This is a genomic window from Flavobacterium sp. ARAG 55.4, assembly GCF_051846875.1.
In the GTDB taxonomy this organism is placed as follows: Bacteria; Bacteroidota; Bacteroidia; order Flavobacteriales; family Flavobacteriaceae; genus Flavobacterium; species Flavobacterium plantiphilum.
In genome coordinates this window covers 214,624-229,564 of sequence record NZ_JBPYCT010000001.1, presented here as the reverse complement: position 1 = coordinate 229,564, position 14,941 = coordinate 214,624, and the positions used below count along the sequence as shown (strand labels likewise).

Below are 14,941 nucleotides of genomic sequence, written 5' to 3'. Positions count from 1 at the left end.
AGATTAAATGGGCGGAATAAAGAAAGCATAATGAGCTTTACTTTGTGGTTTATTCCAGAACTACTTGTTTGTCTTTTATTTCATAGTTTTTAATAATTTTAAAATATTTAATACTCTTCAGAATTTCATCTAATGTTTGGGTTTTTCTTAAAACACCATCAAAAATTTCATTTTCAATTGCTTTATTTTTAAATATAAAATCGACATCATACCAGCGCGATAATACCTTCACCATATCTTTAAGAGTTATTTTTTCGAAAGTAAAAACCCCTTCTTTCCATGATATTTCACTGTAGACCTCTATTTTTTTTACAACCGGATTGTTTGTTATCGTATTTAAACTTAATTGTTGATTGGGCGTTAATTTTAGTTTTTTATTTCCAATATTTACCGCTACTTTCCCCTCGACTAGAGTGGTATAACTATGAGCATCATCTTTATACGCTTTGATGTTAAATTCGGTACCTATTACATCAACCTGCTGTTTGTTACTTAATACTTTAAAATGAGCTCCTTTATGCTTTACAGCAGGCGATACGGCAAAATAAGCTTCCCCGTACACTAATTCTACTTCTCTTGTTTGTCCCTCAATAAATGCTACCGGAAATTTTAATTTAGTTTCCGAATTCAGCCAGACCTGAGTACCGTCGGATAATTTAATAAAGAACTTTCCTCCTCTGGGAATAGTCAGATAATTATAAACTACTTCAGCTGTGTTTTTTTCATCAGCTTCATAAACGATTCCGGCACCATTACTTTTAGCATTCTGGGTTTGAAGTGATGTTCCGTTTACTAAAGCAATCTGAGAACCGTTAGCCAGTGTAAGTGTTGCTTTATCCGTACCGGGTTCCAGGCTTTTTGGGTGCTGTTTTATCACTACCGGAATAGCAGAGTCCGGCTTGTTGAAAATATCATCCCTAAAGAAATAGCTCATCGTTAAAAGTCCCACAAAAATTGCTGCTGCAGCATATTTGATAAAATAGAACTTGTTTTTTGATGTCTTTGGCTGTTTTTGCGGAGTTGCTAATATGGTGTTCTGAATGCGAATAGCGTCCTGCTCTGTCATCATGGGTTTCTCGTCTAAAATTGCGAGTACTTCTTCTACAGTTGGAAGTCCGGTTGAATCCGTTAAATCCTGCACATACTGTACTACTTCATCAACCTCTTTTTCAGAACATTGATTCAGAATGAACTTTTTTAATATTTTTTGGATATGAGTATCGTGTTGCATAATATACGTTCTTATATATAATACAGATGAGAAAACGAAAAGTACTATCGGGTATTATTATTTTTTTTGAAAAATAATAAATTTACCTCCAAAAAGAAACAAATACAAACAAAAAGAAAGTGAAAAGAAAGTGAAAAAGAAGAAAATCTGAAGGGATTTTTTACGAATTTATTCTAACCAACGGGCAGAAATAAGGCTTATAAGAAGTGCAACATCACCGTGAGTTTCTAAAAAATCTCTAATTTCGGCTAAGGCCTTACTCATTTGACCTTTTACTGTACTTACAGAAATATTCAATTCTTTACTGATCTCCTCATAACTCATTTCTTTATTACGGGACATTTCAAAAATAATTCGACGCTTAGGAGGCAATTGTTCAATAGCTTTGTTCTTTATGGCATCATAATCAGCATCTGCAATGGTATCTTCAACAGGATTGTATGATTTTTGGCTGTTGTAAAATACCTCTTCTTTAAATTTACGATTATTTGCTATTTTACTGATCAGATTAAAAGTTAAGTTGCGTGTAATAGTAAACACATAAGATTTAAACGATAAATCAGGATTAAGTCTGTCTCTATGCTGCCAGATGTTCAAAAATACATCCTGCACTATTTCTTCTGCAAAAATCTGGTTTTTAAGCATACTTAAACTATAAGCATAAACATCATTATGATAGTAATTAAAAAGCTCACTAAAAGCTTTTTCATTTCCTTCCATAAGATTTACAACCAGTAGTTTGTTATTAAGTTCTTTTGTTTCAGACATTACAAAAATTTGCTAAATATAGAAATTGCCGATTTATTACGAATCAGTCTGTTAAAATTAAAAATTCTTAGTGAGCGTAACGCTAAATGCTAATATACCAATTTAAACAACAAATTATTGAATTTAAGAATATATAAAAAATAACATTCTGAATGAAAAACTTTAAGCATACTCCAATTTAAAAAAGAACAAAAAAAATTAAAAATAAGTATATTGCGTAATCAAATTTTAAATAAAAAGAACGATGTCCCTGATCATAAATAACATAGAAAAAATTGTTTCACTAACCCCTGAAGAAAAAGAACTCTTCCTAAATAAAACAGAAATTCGACACTACAAAGCAAAAAGTATTTTATTGAATTCAGGCGAAGTTTGTAAATATTCTTATTTTGTGAATTCCGGGATTTTGAGAAGTTTTAACATTAACGACAACATTGTAGAATATGTTTTAAGTTTTGCCTGTGAAGGCTGGTGGATGGGTGACATGTACAGTTTAATTTCGCAAAAACCTGGAAATCTATTTATTGAAGTAATAGAAGACGCAGAAGTGGTATTACTTTCTAAAGAAAACCAGGAACTGCTTTATAGTGAAATTCCAAAACTGGAACGTTTTTTCAGAATTCTGACCGAAAATTCATTAGTGGCCAATCAGGAACGATTAATGGATAATTTAAGTTTGTCGGCCGAAGACCGTTTTGATAAATTCAATAAAAGATATGCTTCTCTGGCTCATAAAATACCTCAAAAACAAATTGCTTCCTATATAGGAGTAACACCGGAATTTTTCAGCAAAATGAAATCACGTTTATTGCGAAAATAAACAGCCGCTTGAACAATCTGGTTCCTTACCAGTTTGCAAAAGAAACGCCTATCCCTATTGTTGTCTGGCTTACATTATAATCAATTAAAGTTTCTCCATAACCGTGAAAAACCTGAGCATGCCCCCTTAAATGTCCATGAATAGGAAATACATAATTCAGCTGAATATTCCCTTTTTCAAAAGTACTGAAAGAATGGTTTATGATAGTATAAAATTCATGTTTACCAAAGTGGGTGCCTAATTCTAATTCTGCATCTCCCACATATCTGGTAATTCCCGGATTTTCGTCTTCGGTATCCGGCATACGATACCAGGGTCTGAAATTCACAGTCCAGTTGTTGAATTCGTAACCAATATTTAAAATAATTCTATTCCAGCTTCTCGAAGTAGGAATATCTTTTCCATTAGACTGATGGTTGAGTATAATTCCAAAAGTCCTTATTTTTCCCTGAAACAAATCAATATTCACCGGAAAATTTAAAATTATTTCCGGCTCATAATTTAGTTCTCTAAAAGCTCTGGACAACTTTTTATTATAAACCTGCCAATGCGCTTTTTGAGTATATCCAGCCCATAAATCTCCTGTACCAAAGAATAGTCCCTGAAATAATTTAGTTTTAAAACTGATTTGGAATTTAGTTTCAATATTATTGAAAATGTTTTTTTCATCCGTGGCAAATTCGCCGCTTTCATCAAAAGGCGCTTCATTTCTTTTGCTCGACCAACGTGCTGCAGCAAAATAAATAGGACGATAGGAAACTAATCTAAAAGTTCCTTTTTTATCAATACTATCCAATTCCCATTGTTGGGATATATTTTTTCTAATAATTAATTTGTTATAATCCACCTGAGAAAAAGCACTTGAAGAGATTAAAAACAAAAATACCAGCACTTTATATAACTTGATCATTCCGGGAATTTTAGATTATTTTCTAATCACAAAAGTACTTACTGTTTGCACCATTCATGTTGCAGCTATTTCTAATATATTTATATAATTATCATACTGAATAACTATACACCCCAAAAAAAACAGTAAATTCATGTTTTCTTTTTCTTAATCTAGGTTAAGTGCAAAATGCTTATGACAGGGGTATCTTTGTAATATAATAATCAATAAAACAAAAAATATCATGGCAACTACAGTTTTTCACAAAGCAGATACAAGAGGACACGCAGATCACGGATGGTTAAATGCATACCACAGTTTTAGTTTTGCAAGCTGGTACAATCCGGACAGAGTACAATTTGGAGCACTTCGTGTTTTAAATGATGACACTGTTGCGGCAGGAATGGGTTTTGGAACACATCCGCATGACAATATGGAAATCATTACCATTCCGCTGGAAGGAGATTTAGCTCATAAAGACAGTATGGGAAATGAATCTACTATCAAAAACGGAGATGTACAGGTAATGAGTGCCGGTTCAGGAATAAGACACAGTGAGTTTAATCCAAACGCTGACCAGAGAACAAAATTATTTCAAATATGGGTTTTCCCAAAACAAAGAGATGTTACTCCAAGATACCAGCAAATCACACTGGACAAATCTCTAGAAAAAAATGATTTTGCTCAGATTTTATCCCCTGATGCTGAGGACGCAGGAGTATGGATTCATCAGGACGCCTGGTTTTATTTAAGTGATTTTGATGCTGATTTTTCTAAAAAACTATCCCTTAAAAAAGAAGGCAACGGTTTTTACATTATGAATATAGAAGGAGAAATCGAAGTAAATGGCAATACATTAGAAACAAGAGATGCGATAGGAATCTGGGAAACTGCCGAAATTGAAATTAAAGCTAATAAAGCTTCTAAATTTTTAGTAATGGAAATCCCAATGAAACACTAAAAAAATAAAAATCATGGAAGAAACTATTGGATTAGAATACAACGAAAGAAAAGGTTATTTTTACGTAGCAGTAAACAATGCACAAGCTGCAAAAATGACTTTTGTTTTTGCCGGACCACACAAAATAATCATTGATCATACAGAGGTAAATCCGGAATACAATGGCAAAGGATTTGGAAAAAAAATGGTTGAAAAAGCCGTTTTATTTGCCAGAGAAAAAGAATTAAAAATTCTTCCTTTGTGTCCGTTTGCAAAAAAAGTTTTTGATAAAACTCCTGAATTTAGTGATGTTTTATAATTTATAAAAGGTTTTAGATTAGTAATTATATCATGAAAAACATATTAGAAAAAGACATCACGGCACACATTGGTACTCAAAAATATTTTTCCACGATTAGCTGGCGTAACGGCCAGTTTATCATGGATGAACCTGAAAACATTGGAGGAAAAGATTTAGGTCCCGATCCTTACACCGCTCTTTTAGCTTCATTGGCCAGCTGTACTATCGCCACTTTACGCATGTATATTGACCGTAAAGGCTGGGATATTCCCGAAATAAACATTACCGTAAATGCCGCTCAGGAACAAGAAGGAGAATTTGAAACCATTTTTTCCAGACAGATTACTTTTTCTAAGGAAGTAACTACAGCACAGAAAGAAAAATTGATTCTTATTGCCAATAAATGTCCTGTTTCTAAAATTTTAAAAGGAAAAATAACTATCAAAACCCAACTTTGATTATGAATCCGCAAGACATCACAAAAGAATATTCCAATGGTGAAGTTACAATTGTGTGGCAATCAGGAAAATGCGTTCATTCAGCAAATTGTGTCCGCAATAATCCTGATGTCTTTCAGCCAAAAGAAAAACCATGGATAAAACCGGAAGGTTCAACAACAGAAAAAATTATTGACACGGTAAAAAAATGTCCTTCGGGAGCGTTGACTTACTTTTTAAACAAATAATAATGACTAAAAAAATTATTGCTTTTGGAGCTTCATCCAGCACCAATTCTATCAACAAACAATTAGCTGCTTATGCGGCATCTCAATTTGAAAACGCAGATACAGAAGTCCTGGACTTAAACGATTATGAAATGCCTATTTTTTCTTTAGACAGAGAAGCAAATAGCGGGATTCCGGAATTAGCCCATCATTTTTTTGAAAAACTGGGAACTGCCGACCTGATTATTGTTTCGCTTGCTGAGCATAACGGAGCTTATTCTACGGCATTTAAAAATATTTTTGACTGGACTTCCCGAATAAATCCTAAGTTTTTTCAAGGGAAACAAACGCTTATTTTAGCTACTTCTCCGGGACCAAGAGGAGGTCTTACTGTTTTAGAAATTGCAAAAAACCGTTTTCCTTTTCAGGGTGCTGTAGTTAATGGCAGTTTTTCCCTACCTAGCTTCAATGAAAATTTCAATGCTAATGAAGGAATTACAAATGAACAACTTAAAAATGATTTGTTGGAAATTATAGAATCTATCGAACTTTAATCCCGTCAAACCCTATGAGAAAGCGTTACATACAGTGACGCTTTTTTATTTTGCTAAAAATTAAACCTTTACAAAGACTCTTTTTTTTACAATATGCTGTAAAACAGGATTCCGGACTAAGATATTCGCAAAACGGAAATTTAAAATTTAATTTTGCAAAATTTTAAGAACACAATATCTATTTTTGGTACAGTGTAAAAAAAATCATTTATGAAACTACTTATTGTTGAAGACGAACCTAACCTTCTATCTATTATACGAAAAGGACTTTCGGAGAAAAACAATGAAGTAAGCGTCGCTCTTGACGGAACCACAGCTCTGGAAATGATTTTAAATCATAATTTTGATGTAGTAATTTTAGATATCATGCTTCCGGATATTAACGGAATCGAAATTTGCAGACGCCTGAGAGCTGCTAAAAATTTTGTTCCTATTTTACTTTTAACTGCATTAGGAACCACTGAAAATATTGTTACCGGATTAAATTCCGGTGCTGATGATTATCTGGTAAAACCATTTAAATTTTCTGAATTAGAAGCCCGGATTTCTGCCTTAGCCCGAAGATCAAATCAGGAACATAAACCAAATGATCTGATTAAAATAGATGATTTGGAAATTGACTGCAGGGCAAAATCAGTAAAAAGAAACGGAGCACTTATTCAGCTAACCGCTAAAGAATTTAAATTATTACATTATTTAGCCCGCAATGCCGAAAACATCTTATCCCGGGAAAAAATTTTAGATAATGTTTGGGATATCAATTTTGACATGAATACAAATGTTGTTGATGTCTACATTAATTATCTGAGAAATAAAATCGATAAACCTTATCAAAATAAACTAATCCACACCATTAAAGGCTTAGGGTACATTCTAAAATCATAATTTATGCAAATCAGAAAAAAAATAACCATCACTTATATAGCATTATCGTGCTTTAGCACTTCGCTTTTGTGCCTCGTTATTTTTTCTCTGTTCAAGCAAAACAACGAATACTATTTTATAAAAAGACTTCAGGACAGAGCTAAAATTGCTTCCTCAGCTCATTCTCAAAAAACCGTAGAGAAGAAAAATTATTTTCAGGAATTCAAAAAAGGAGGATTAGAAGAGCTCATTGAAGAGAAAGATTATATTTTAAAAGTAAAAGGAAAAAACACCTTTGAATACAATACCGATTTAAACCTGCCGCCGGAATTTTACAATACGATAATGAAAAAGGGCTCCAGCTGGTTTGAAGAGGATTACCGCTATTATTACGGACAACTATTTGGGGAAGGAGAACACAAACACATAGTAATTGTTACAGCAAAAGACCGCCGTGGCAATACAAGTGCAATCTATATTTTACAAATTTTGCTTTTTGGAGGTGTTGGATTTTTTATACTGGCATACTTTTTTGGTCAATTTTTTGCACAAAGAGTTATCAACCCTATCGCCCGCATTACCAAAGAAGTACAAAGAATCAGCGCATCAAATCTTCACAACAGACTGGCTGATACAAACGGAAAAGACGAGATTTCTGATTTGACTGAAACTTTTAACGACATGCTGGATCGTTTAGAAACTTCATTTGAAATTCAGGCAAATTTTATTAATAATGCTTCGCACGAATTAAAAACGCCCATTACCACTATTATTGCCGAAACAGAAATCATGCTCCTGAAAGACCGGGACAAAGAAGAATACATCCATTCCTTAGAAAATATCAACAAACAGGCTTCCAAGCTGGGAAATCTTACCGAAAGCCTTTTAAAACTAACCCAAACAGGCTATGATGGTACTAAGCAGGTATTGGATATTGCGCGAATGGACGAAATCCTTTTAGAAGCAAAAGCTTCTATTGATACTCTTTTTCCGGATAACCGCGTTAACATAAAATTGAAATCCATTCCGGATGATGAATCCCTGTTAACCATTCCCTGCAACCGCCCATTGTTAGAACTGGCCTTGAATAATATTATTTCTAATGCTGTAAAATATTCTAATAACGATGAAGTCTTTGTAATTTTGTCTGTTGATAAATCAAAAATTAAGATCGCCATTACTGATATTGGAATTGGAATTCCGCCTGAAGATATTCCTTACTTATACGAACCTTTCTTCAGAGGAAAAATTGCTTCTAAATACAATGGATACGGACTGGGATTGCCTTTAGCCATGAAAATAATCCGAATGCATAACGGAGAACTTCAAATTCAGTCAGAAACCGGGAAAGGAACGGTTGTGAATATCACTTTTGAAAAAAAGTAACATTAGAATTTCTAATTTACATTCTTAGGGAATTTTAATTTTAACCAAAGTACATTCTAATAATCAACAACTTAATTTGTATGTATACCTAAATAATACATATGAAAAATTTATTAATACCTTCCACATTAGAATTAGATACTATAAATGCTGTCAAAGTTGCAATTCAGCAATCCAAAGGAAAACAATGTACCTTAACCTTAGCCTTAGTAAGCGAAATTCCTGACACCTATTCTACAGCAACTTTTTTGAGAAGTATGAAAAGTGAGCTTTCTGCATCCCAAAAAAATGTATTAGAATATTGCAGAGAACTGGTTACTATTTCACAAAACTGTACTCTTAAAATCCATTATCAGTACGGAATTTCGACTCCGCTAGTGAAAAATTTAATTGAACATCTGGGCATCGAATTAACTATTCTTACTCCATCATACAGAAACACTGAAAAAAGAATTCACAATCAGTTTGTACAAATCCTTTGCAATTGTAAAAATCCTATTTTACATCTCAGCTCAAATTTTGAAGAACAGCAGCTGTCCAAAGCTATGTATCTGGAACAAACAAAATCTAAAATACAACTTGAAGATTTACAGGAATTAATTCCTGATCACTTTAGTTTCAAGATTGTAAGCCAGGCTAAAATTTTTAATGATCAGAATACTGAAGATCTTGAATTATTGTTAAATGATGCAATAACTAAAAATAATATTGATCTCTTAATCGAAACCCGAAAACCAAAAAAGATTAAACTAAAAAAAGAGAACATACATACTACCGAAAATTTTGGGCTGCCTATTTTATCATTGTATGAAGAAATTGTCTAGTGTGTAAAAATTATTAATTATAAAAAGAAAAGCATGTTATTAAAAAAGAAAATCCCAATGAAATATGTACTGGGAAAAATTAGAGTAGAGCTTTTTCTGGTCATTTTATACGCAATAACATTTGAAGCATTTAATACTTATTATGACAATGAGGCTATCAATATTCCTATTGCCATTCCCACAATTGTAGGAACTATTATTTCGTTGTTACTTGCTTTCAAATCGAATCAGGCTTATGATCGCTGGTGGGAAGCCCGTATTGTATGGGGCGCCATTGTAAATGACTCCAGATCATTAATACGTCAGGTCAGTTCTTTTTACAAAGACCCTGATTTTTCAATTGAAGCAAATGATTTCAAGGAAAATTTTGCCAAAAGACAAATTGCCTGGTGCTACAGTCTTAATCAGTCGCTTAGAGAAAAAGATCCTTACAAATCAATTAAGAGAATCTTAAACGAGGAAGATTTTCAATATGTCAAGAGACATAAGCATGTGCCAAATGCTATATTAATGCTGCACTCAAAAGCGTTAAGAAATGCATATGAAAATGACAAAATAAATACTTATCAACAGGTAGAGATAGACAATACTCTTACCCGCCTATGTGATTATATGGGGAAATGCGAACGAATAAAAAACACCATTTTCCCAACTACTTACAGTATGTATATGAGATTCACCCTTTGCCTCTTTATTATTTTATTGCCTTTTTCCTTAACAGATTTATTGGGCTGGTTACAAATTCCACTAGTAACAACAATTGGGGCAGCATTTTTCCTTATCGAAAAAATGGCAATTCATTTACAGGATCCTTTTGAGAATAAACCAACAGATACTCCGATGACGGCTATTTGCGGTACTATTGAAAAGAACTTAGTTCAGATGATCCATGAATTTCGTGATGAATTTGAGTTTCCTCATAAAAAATCAGAAACAGAACTTCAGGATAACCGTGCGGTGAAAAACCCGTATTTTGTACTCTGACAATACTGTTATTGCAGTATTATTTTTTATTTCTTAATCTAGGTTAAGTGTTGTTTTCTTATCGTTACTGTAAATTTGTAGTATTAAAATAAAATAATAATTAAAAAAAATACAATTATGGCAACTATTAAATGGACAATTGACCCAACACATTCAGAAGTTGGATTTAAAGTAAAACACATGATGTTTACAAATGTTTCTGGAAAATTTGACACTTATGAAGCATCTGTTACTACTGAAGATGATAATTTAGAAAGTGCAGCTATCGAATTTTCGGCTGATATTAATTCTATCAATACCAATAACGCCGACAGAGACAATCATTTGAAAAGCGGTGACTTTTTTGATGCTGAAAACCATCCAAAGCTGACTTTCAAATCTACTTCAGTCACTAAAGACGGTGAAGATTATAAATTAACGGGTGATCTAAGCATAAGAGGTGTAAGCAAACCGGTTACACTTGCAACTGAATTTAGCGGATTCATGAAAGACCCTTGGGGAAATACAAAAGCAGGATTAAACATTTCAGGAAAAATAAACCGAAAAGACTGGGGATTAAACTGGAATTCGGCTCTTGAAACTGGTGGTGTCTTAGTTGGAGAAGAGGTACGCTTAAACATCGAAGTACAATTAATCCAGGAATAAAGATTATTAATCGCTGATTCTTTTAAATACAAACGGCTAAACTTTAAATTTGAAGTTTAGCCGTTTTTGTATCTTTTCTGTTAAATCCTAAAAAAACACTACTTTTGCATCCCGATTGAATAATTTTTCAATCTTTTAATAATGTCACCCTGAGCGCGCCGAAGGGTTAATCTTTAAATTAGAAAAATATGAAGGCATATGTATTTCCGGGTCAGGGAGCACAATTCACTGGAATGGGCAAAGACTTATATGAAAACTCACCATTAGCAAAAGAATTATTCGAAAAAGCCAATGAGATATTAGGTTTTCGCATCACAGATATTATGTTTGAAGGAACTGCAGAAGAATTAAAAGAAACTAAAGTTACCCAACCGGCAGTTTTTTTACACTCAGTTATTTTAGCTAAAACCCTGGAAGATTTCAAACCAGAAATGGTAGCGGGTCACTCTTTAGGGGAATTCTCTGCTTTAGTGGCTAATGGCGCTTTATCATTTGAAGACGGATTAAAATTAGTTTCCCAAAGAGCTTTAGCGATGCAAAAAGCCTGCGAAATAACTCCTTCCACAATGGCTGCTGTGTTAGGATTAGCTGATACTATTGTAGAAGAAGTTTGTGCTTCTATTGACGGAGTTGTGGTTGCTGCAAACTACAACTGTCCTGGACAATTAGTAATTTCGGGTGAATTTAAAGCAGTTGAATTAGCTTGCGAAAAAATGAAAGAAGCAGGTGCAAAACGTGCGTTGTTATTACCGGTAGGTGGTGCTTTTCACTCACCTATGATGGAACCGGCAAGAGAAGAACTGGCTGCAGCTATCGAAGCAACTACTTTCTCAACTCCAATTTGTCCTGTTTATCAAAATGTTTCGGCAAGCGCAGTCTCGTCCGCAGACGAGATTAAGAAAAACTTAATCATCCAATTGACCGCTCCTGTAAAATGGACGCAATCGGTACAACAAATGATTGCTGATGGTGCTACTTTATTTACCGAAGTTGGTCCAGGAAAAGTATTAACCGGATTAATTGGAAAGATCAATAAAGAAGCTGCTACTGCAAATGCATAAGTAGATTTAGAAAATAAACAATACAGAATCCTCATAAACCAAATGTTTGTGAGGATTTTTCTTTATTAAAAAATTTTGAAATACAAAATAGCCCCATAATTGCAGCCTGATTTTTAGCTATCTTTGTTCAAAGATTTTCTTTTTATGATTCCAAATTTACGAACAGTAAACGTTACCCGATACATTACACCACTTAGAGAAGGTGGCTCCTTACCTGCATTGGCGGAAGCCGATGACGATTTTAAATATGTCTTAAAATTCAGAGGAGCTGGTCATGGCGTAAAAGCTTTGATTGCCGAATTTTTGGGTGGTCAAATTGCAAAAATTTTAGGTTTACCAGTACCTGAATTAGTTTTTGCCGAATTAGATGAGGCTTTTGGGAGAACAGAAGCCGATGAAGAAATTCAGGATTTATTAAAGTTTAGCCAGGGTTTAAACTTAGGTTTACATTATTTATCCGGAGCCATCACTTATGATGCAGCAGCCAATGATTGTGAAGCTTTATTAGCTTCAAAAATTGTTTGGTTAGACGCTTTCATTACGAATGTTGACCGGACTTTTAAAAACACCAATCTATTAATCTGGAAAAAAGAACTTTGGTTGATTGACCACGGCGCTTCGTTTTATTTTCATCATTCCTGGACTAACTGGGAAAAAACAGCTGTAACGCCTTTTGCCTTAATTAAAGATCACGTTTTACTTCCTAAAGCATCTTATCTTGAAGAAGCACATGAAACATTTACTGCTAAACTAAACGATTCCATCCTTGAAGAAATTGTCAATCAAATTCCGGAAGATTGGTTGCAATGGGAAGATCAAACTATAAGTCCAGCCGAAATCAAAGCCATTTATTTTCAGTTTTTAAGCCTGCGCTTACAAAACGCCGAAATCTTTTTAAAACAAGCTCAGGATGCACGAAAAACACTTATATGATTATGCTGTCATTCGTGTGGTACCAAGAGTAGAACGCGAAGAATTCATTAATGTGGGATTAATGCTGTATTGCAAGCGTCAAAAGTATTTACGCATTCAGTATCAAATTCCTGCAGCTAAAATCAATGCTTTTTGCAAAGAATTTGATTTGGAGCAACTCAAAATTAATTTAGATTCTTTTGTGGCTATTTGCGAAGGCCAAAAAAACGCAGGTCCAATTGCTCTATTTGAAAAAGACGAACGCTTTAGATGGCTTACCGCAGTAAAAAGTTCAAGCATACAAACCTCAAGACCACATTCGGGTTTTAGTGATGATTTAGACAGCACTTTTGAAAAACTGTACCAAGAATTGGTTTTGTAATAAAAAATCCCAAATTAACCTAAGTTAATTTGGGATTTTTAAATTATTACTTTCTGTTTATACAGGCAATTTGTACGCTTGTCTCGCTACTAACAGCCATTTCCCTTTTTGCTTTTGCCAAACTAACATAATACCTATTTTGATATCTTTTTCAACACCACTATCCTTAGTATGTGCAGCCAAATTGTGTCTTACTATCGCAACATCTCCAATAACTTGAATACTTTGATTTTGAAATTCTATCGTTACAAAATCCGATTCACCATTCAGTAATTTTTCAATAAAAACGGTTTGATCCTGAAGTACGCCACTGGAATGACCATAGCTCAAATCCTTTGATGTTAATGCTTTCAAGTTCGCTTCAGTAGGATCTATCAAAGCTTTTCGAAGAGCTTCTACCTGATTTGCAACCGCAGTTTCTTCATTTGAAACAGTTTTTGTTTGCGCCCGATTTGAAAATGAAATTAATACTAAAACAAGCAGTAAGAAATACTTTTTCATAATTATTTATTTAAAAATTCTAAAATACTATCTGTAATAAACTGAATTTGTTCGTCTTCTAATTCTGTATGTATAGGAAGTGCAATAACTTCTTTAACCAACTCATTCGTTACCGGAAAATCCTCTTCGTTATAACGAACATCAGCATACGCTTTTTGCGAATGCAATGGAATTGGATAATAAATAGCACAAGGAATTCCTTTATCTAACAAATGCTGCATCAATGCATTTCTATCGGCATTGATAATGCGTAACACATATTGATGAAAAACATGATTGTTTTCTGTATGGTCAAATGAAGGTGTAATAATATTTACATGACCCGCTAAAGCCGTATTATACTTAGCCGCCGCTGTACGACGAGCTTCATTATAATCATTCAAAAATGGCAATTTAGCATTTAAAACCGCTGCCTGAATACTGTCTAATCGTGAATTTACACCTACCACATCATGATGATAACGCTCGTACATTCCGTGATTTACAATTCCTCTAATGGTATGTGCCAACGCATCATCATTGGTAAAAATAGCTCCGCCATCTCCATAACAACCTAAGTTTTTAGATGGAAAAAATGAAGTAGCACCTATATGACCTATCGTTCCTACTTTTGATTTTATTCCTTTCGAAATATAATCCGCTCCTATAGCCTGAGCATTATCTTCAATAACATATAAATCATGTTCCTTAGCCAAAACCATAATATCATCCATATTTGCCGCACGACCAAATAAATGTACCGGAACAATTGCTTTTGTTTTAGGTGTAATAGCTGCTTTAATTCTTTCCAAAGAAATATTCATAGAATCCACATCAACATCTACCAAAACAGGGGTTAATTGTAACAAAGCAATTACCTCGACAGTTGCAGCAAAAGTAAAATCGGCAGTAATTACCTCATCTCCTGGCTGTAACCCTAATCCCATCATCGCAATTTGCAATGCATCTGTACCATTCGCGCAAGGAATTACGTGTTTTACTCCTAAATAATCTTCTAAAGATTTTTGAAACTGATGCACCTGAGGTCCATTAATATAAGCAGTATTATCTAAAACTTCCTGAATAGAAGTATTTACTGTAGCAGCAATTTTATCATATTGACTTTTTAAGTCAACCATTTGAATTTTCTTCATTTCAAATTAATTAATAGTTAGAAAGCTGTTGTTTATACACTTATTCAACAACAATAAAACTTTCATAAAAGGGAAACAAAAA

At 33.7% G+C, this 14,941-nt stretch carries 19 protein-coding genes; 14 read left to right on the top strand and 5 right to left on the bottom strand.

Annotated elements, in window-relative coordinates; all coding sequences use genetic code 11:
- Positions 1-49 precede the first annotated feature (49 nt).
- Positions 50-1,231: a FecR family protein gene (locus ACSV4D_RS01045; RefSeq protein WP_439226813.1), complete on the bottom strand. Its 1,182-nt coding sequence runs from the start codon at positions 1,229-1,231 to the stop codon at positions 50-52.
- Positions 1,232-1,399: 168 nt separating this feature from the next.
- Entirely contained in the window at positions 1,400-1,999 is a 600-nt protein-coding gene (locus ACSV4D_RS01040; RefSeq protein WP_408080971.1) for an RNA polymerase sigma-70 factor, read from the bottom strand.
- Positions 2,000-2,243: 244 nt separating this feature from the next.
- Between ACSV4D_RS01040 and ACSV4D_RS01035 the strand changes: the two genes are divergently transcribed.
- Positions 2,244-2,819: a Crp/Fnr family transcriptional regulator gene (locus tag ACSV4D_RS01035; RefSeq protein WP_408080970.1), complete on the top strand. Its 576-nt coding sequence runs from the start codon at positions 2,244-2,246 to the stop codon at positions 2,817-2,819.
- A 25-nt stretch (positions 2,820-2,844) separates the two neighbouring features.
- Here the strand turns inward: ACSV4D_RS01035 and ACSV4D_RS01030 are convergent, their stop codons facing one another.
- Entirely contained in the window at positions 2,845-3,729 is an 885-nt protein-coding gene (locus ACSV4D_RS01030) for a phospholipase A (RefSeq protein WP_408080969.1), read from the bottom strand.
- A gap of 223 nt (positions 3,730-3,952) precedes the next feature.
- On the opposite strand from ACSV4D_RS01030, the gene ACSV4D_RS01025 reads away from it, so the two are divergent.
- The 13 genes from ACSV4D_RS01025 (at position 3,953) to ACSV4D_RS00965 (ending at position 13,225) form a co-directional block, all read left to right on the top strand.
- Positions 3,953-4,669, top strand: coding sequence for a pirin family protein (locus ACSV4D_RS01025; protein WP_439226812.1), 717 nt, complete (start codon positions 3,953-3,955; stop codon positions 4,667-4,669).
- 13 nt (positions 4,670-4,682) lie between these two features.
- Complete coding sequence (locus ACSV4D_RS01020; protein ID WP_408080967.1) at positions 4,683-4,967, top strand: GNAT family N-acetyltransferase; 285 nt, start codon at positions 4,683-4,685, stop codon at positions 4,965-4,967.
- A gap of 32 nt (positions 4,968-4,999) precedes the next feature.
- Positions 5,000-5,407, top strand: coding sequence for an OsmC family protein (locus tag ACSV4D_RS01015; protein WP_439226811.1), 408 nt, complete (start codon positions 5,000-5,002; stop codon positions 5,405-5,407).
- Between the two features lie 2 nt (positions 5,408-5,409).
- Positions 5,410-5,634 carry a (4Fe-4S)-binding protein gene (locus ACSV4D_RS01010; RefSeq protein ID WP_408080965.1) on the top strand — a complete coding sequence of 75 codons (225 nt, stop codon included), beginning with the start codon at positions 5,410-5,412 and terminating at the stop codon, positions 5,632-5,634.
- 2 nt (positions 5,635-5,636) lie between these two features.
- Entirely contained in the window at positions 5,637-6,167 is a 531-nt protein-coding gene (locus tag ACSV4D_RS01005; RefSeq protein WP_439226810.1) for an NADPH-dependent FMN reductase, read from the top strand.
- Positions 6,168-6,377: 210 nt separating this feature from the next.
- Positions 6,378-7,052 carry a response regulator transcription factor gene (locus ACSV4D_RS01000; RefSeq protein ID WP_408080963.1) on the top strand — a complete coding sequence of 225 codons (675 nt, stop codon included), beginning with the start codon at positions 6,378-6,380 and terminating at the stop codon, positions 7,050-7,052.
- 3 nt (positions 7,053-7,055) lie between these two features.
- Positions 7,056-8,417, top strand: a complete 1,362-nt coding sequence (locus ACSV4D_RS00995) for a HAMP domain-containing sensor histidine kinase (protein ID WP_408080962.1) — start codon at positions 7,056-7,058, stop codon at positions 8,415-8,417.
- 101 nt (positions 8,418-8,518) lie between these two features.
- Entirely contained in the window at positions 8,519-9,241 is a 723-nt protein-coding gene (locus tag ACSV4D_RS00990; protein ID WP_408080961.1) for a hypothetical protein, read from the top strand.
- Between the two features lie 57 nt (positions 9,242-9,298).
- Positions 9,299-10,225 carry a bestrophin family protein gene (locus tag ACSV4D_RS00985; RefSeq protein ID WP_408080960.1) on the top strand — a complete coding sequence of 309 codons (927 nt, stop codon included), beginning with the start codon at positions 9,299-9,301 and terminating at the stop codon, positions 10,223-10,225.
- 117 nt (positions 10,226-10,342) lie between these two features.
- Positions 10,343-10,870, top strand: coding sequence for a YceI family protein (locus tag ACSV4D_RS00980; RefSeq protein ID WP_439226809.1), 528 nt, complete (start codon positions 10,343-10,345; stop codon positions 10,868-10,870).
- A gap of 188 nt (positions 10,871-11,058) precedes the next feature.
- Positions 11,059-11,931: an ACP S-malonyltransferase gene (gene fabD, locus ACSV4D_RS00975; protein WP_439226808.1), complete on the top strand. Its 873-nt coding sequence runs from the start codon at positions 11,059-11,061 to the stop codon at positions 11,929-11,931.
- Positions 11,932-12,075: 144 nt separating this feature from the next.
- Positions 12,076-12,864, top strand: coding sequence for a HipA family kinase (locus ACSV4D_RS00970; RefSeq protein WP_439226807.1), 789 nt, complete (start codon positions 12,076-12,078; stop codon positions 12,862-12,864).
- Entirely contained in the window at positions 12,842-13,225 is a 384-nt protein-coding gene (locus ACSV4D_RS00965; RefSeq protein WP_439226806.1) for a DUF3037 domain-containing protein, read from the top strand. The genes ACSV4D_RS00970 and ACSV4D_RS00965 overlap by 23 nt, the downstream gene beginning before the upstream one ends.
- A 57-nt stretch (positions 13,226-13,282) precedes the next feature.
- Here the strand turns inward: ACSV4D_RS00965 and ACSV4D_RS00960 are convergent, their stop codons facing one another.
- Together ACSV4D_RS00960 and ACSV4D_RS00955 are read right to left on the bottom strand one after the other, a co-directional pair.
- Positions 13,283-13,726, bottom strand: a complete 444-nt coding sequence (locus tag ACSV4D_RS00960) for a nuclear transport factor 2 family protein (RefSeq protein ID WP_439226805.1) — start codon at positions 13,724-13,726, stop codon at positions 13,283-13,285.
- A gap of 2 nt (positions 13,727-13,728) precedes the next feature.
- Positions 13,729-14,859: a DegT/DnrJ/EryC1/StrS family aminotransferase gene (locus ACSV4D_RS00955; protein ID WP_439226804.1), complete on the bottom strand. Its 1,131-nt coding sequence runs from the start codon at positions 14,857-14,859 to the stop codon at positions 13,729-13,731.
- Positions 14,860-14,941: the final 82 nt, after the last annotated feature.

What these genes read in the sequence shown, in the direction of transcription:
- ACSV4D_RS01045 (WP_439226813.1), bottom strand. Translation starts at nt 1,231, where the DNA reads ATGCAACACGATACTCATATCCAAAAAATATTAAAAAAGTTCATTCTG.
- ACSV4D_RS01040 (WP_408080971.1), bottom strand. Translation starts at nt 1,999, where the DNA reads ATGTCTGAAACAAAAGAACTTAATAACAAACTACTGGTTGTAAATCTT.
- ACSV4D_RS01035 (WP_408080970.1), top strand. Translation starts at nt 2,244, where the DNA reads ATGTCCCTGATCATAAATAACATAGAAAAAATTGTTTCACTAACCCCT.
- ACSV4D_RS01030 (WP_408080969.1), bottom strand. Translation starts at nt 3,729, where the DNA reads ATGATCAAGTTATATAAAGTGCTGGTATTTTTGTTTTTAATCTCTTCA.
- ACSV4D_RS01025 (WP_439226812.1), top strand. Translation starts at nt 3,953, where the DNA reads ATGGCAACTACAGTTTTTCACAAAGCAGATACAAGAGGACACGCAGAT.
- ACSV4D_RS01020 (WP_408080967.1), top strand. Translation starts at nt 4,683, where the DNA reads ATGGAAGAAACTATTGGATTAGAATACAACGAAAGAAAAGGTTATTTT.
- ACSV4D_RS01015 (WP_439226811.1), top strand. Translation starts at nt 5,000, where the DNA reads ATGAAAAACATATTAGAAAAAGACATCACGGCACACATTGGTACTCAA.
- ACSV4D_RS01010 (WP_408080965.1), top strand. Translation starts at nt 5,410, where the DNA reads ATGAATCCGCAAGACATCACAAAAGAATATTCCAATGGTGAAGTTACA.
- ACSV4D_RS01005 (WP_439226810.1), top strand. Translation starts at nt 5,637, where the DNA reads ATGACTAAAAAAATTATTGCTTTTGGAGCTTCATCCAGCACCAATTCT.
- ACSV4D_RS01000 (WP_408080963.1), top strand. Translation starts at nt 6,378, where the DNA reads ATGAAACTACTTATTGTTGAAGACGAACCTAACCTTCTATCTATTATA.
- ACSV4D_RS00995 (WP_408080962.1), top strand. Translation starts at nt 7,056, where the DNA reads ATGCAAATCAGAAAAAAAATAACCATCACTTATATAGCATTATCGTGC.
- ACSV4D_RS00990 (WP_408080961.1), top strand. Translation starts at nt 8,519, where the DNA reads ATGAAAAATTTATTAATACCTTCCACATTAGAATTAGATACTATAAAT.
- ACSV4D_RS00985 (WP_408080960.1), top strand. Translation starts at nt 9,299, where the DNA reads ATGAAATATGTACTGGGAAAAATTAGAGTAGAGCTTTTTCTGGTCATT.
- ACSV4D_RS00980 (WP_439226809.1), top strand. Translation starts at nt 10,343, where the DNA reads ATGGCAACTATTAAATGGACAATTGACCCAACACATTCAGAAGTTGGA.
- fabD (WP_439226808.1), top strand. Translation starts at nt 11,059, where the DNA reads ATGAAGGCATATGTATTTCCGGGTCAGGGAGCACAATTCACTGGAATG.
- ACSV4D_RS00970 (WP_439226807.1), top strand. Translation starts at nt 12,076, where the DNA reads ATGATTCCAAATTTACGAACAGTAAACGTTACCCGATACATTACACCA.
- ACSV4D_RS00965 (WP_439226806.1), top strand. Translation starts at nt 12,842, where the DNA reads ATGCACGAAAAACACTTATATGATTATGCTGTCATTCGTGTGGTACCA.
- ACSV4D_RS00960 (WP_439226805.1), bottom strand. Translation starts at nt 13,726, where the DNA reads ATGAAAAAGTATTTCTTACTGCTTGTTTTAGTATTAATTTCATTTTCA.
- ACSV4D_RS00955 (WP_439226804.1), bottom strand. Translation starts at nt 14,859, where the DNA reads ATGAAGAAAATTCAAATGGTTGACTTAAAAAGTCAATATGATAAAATT.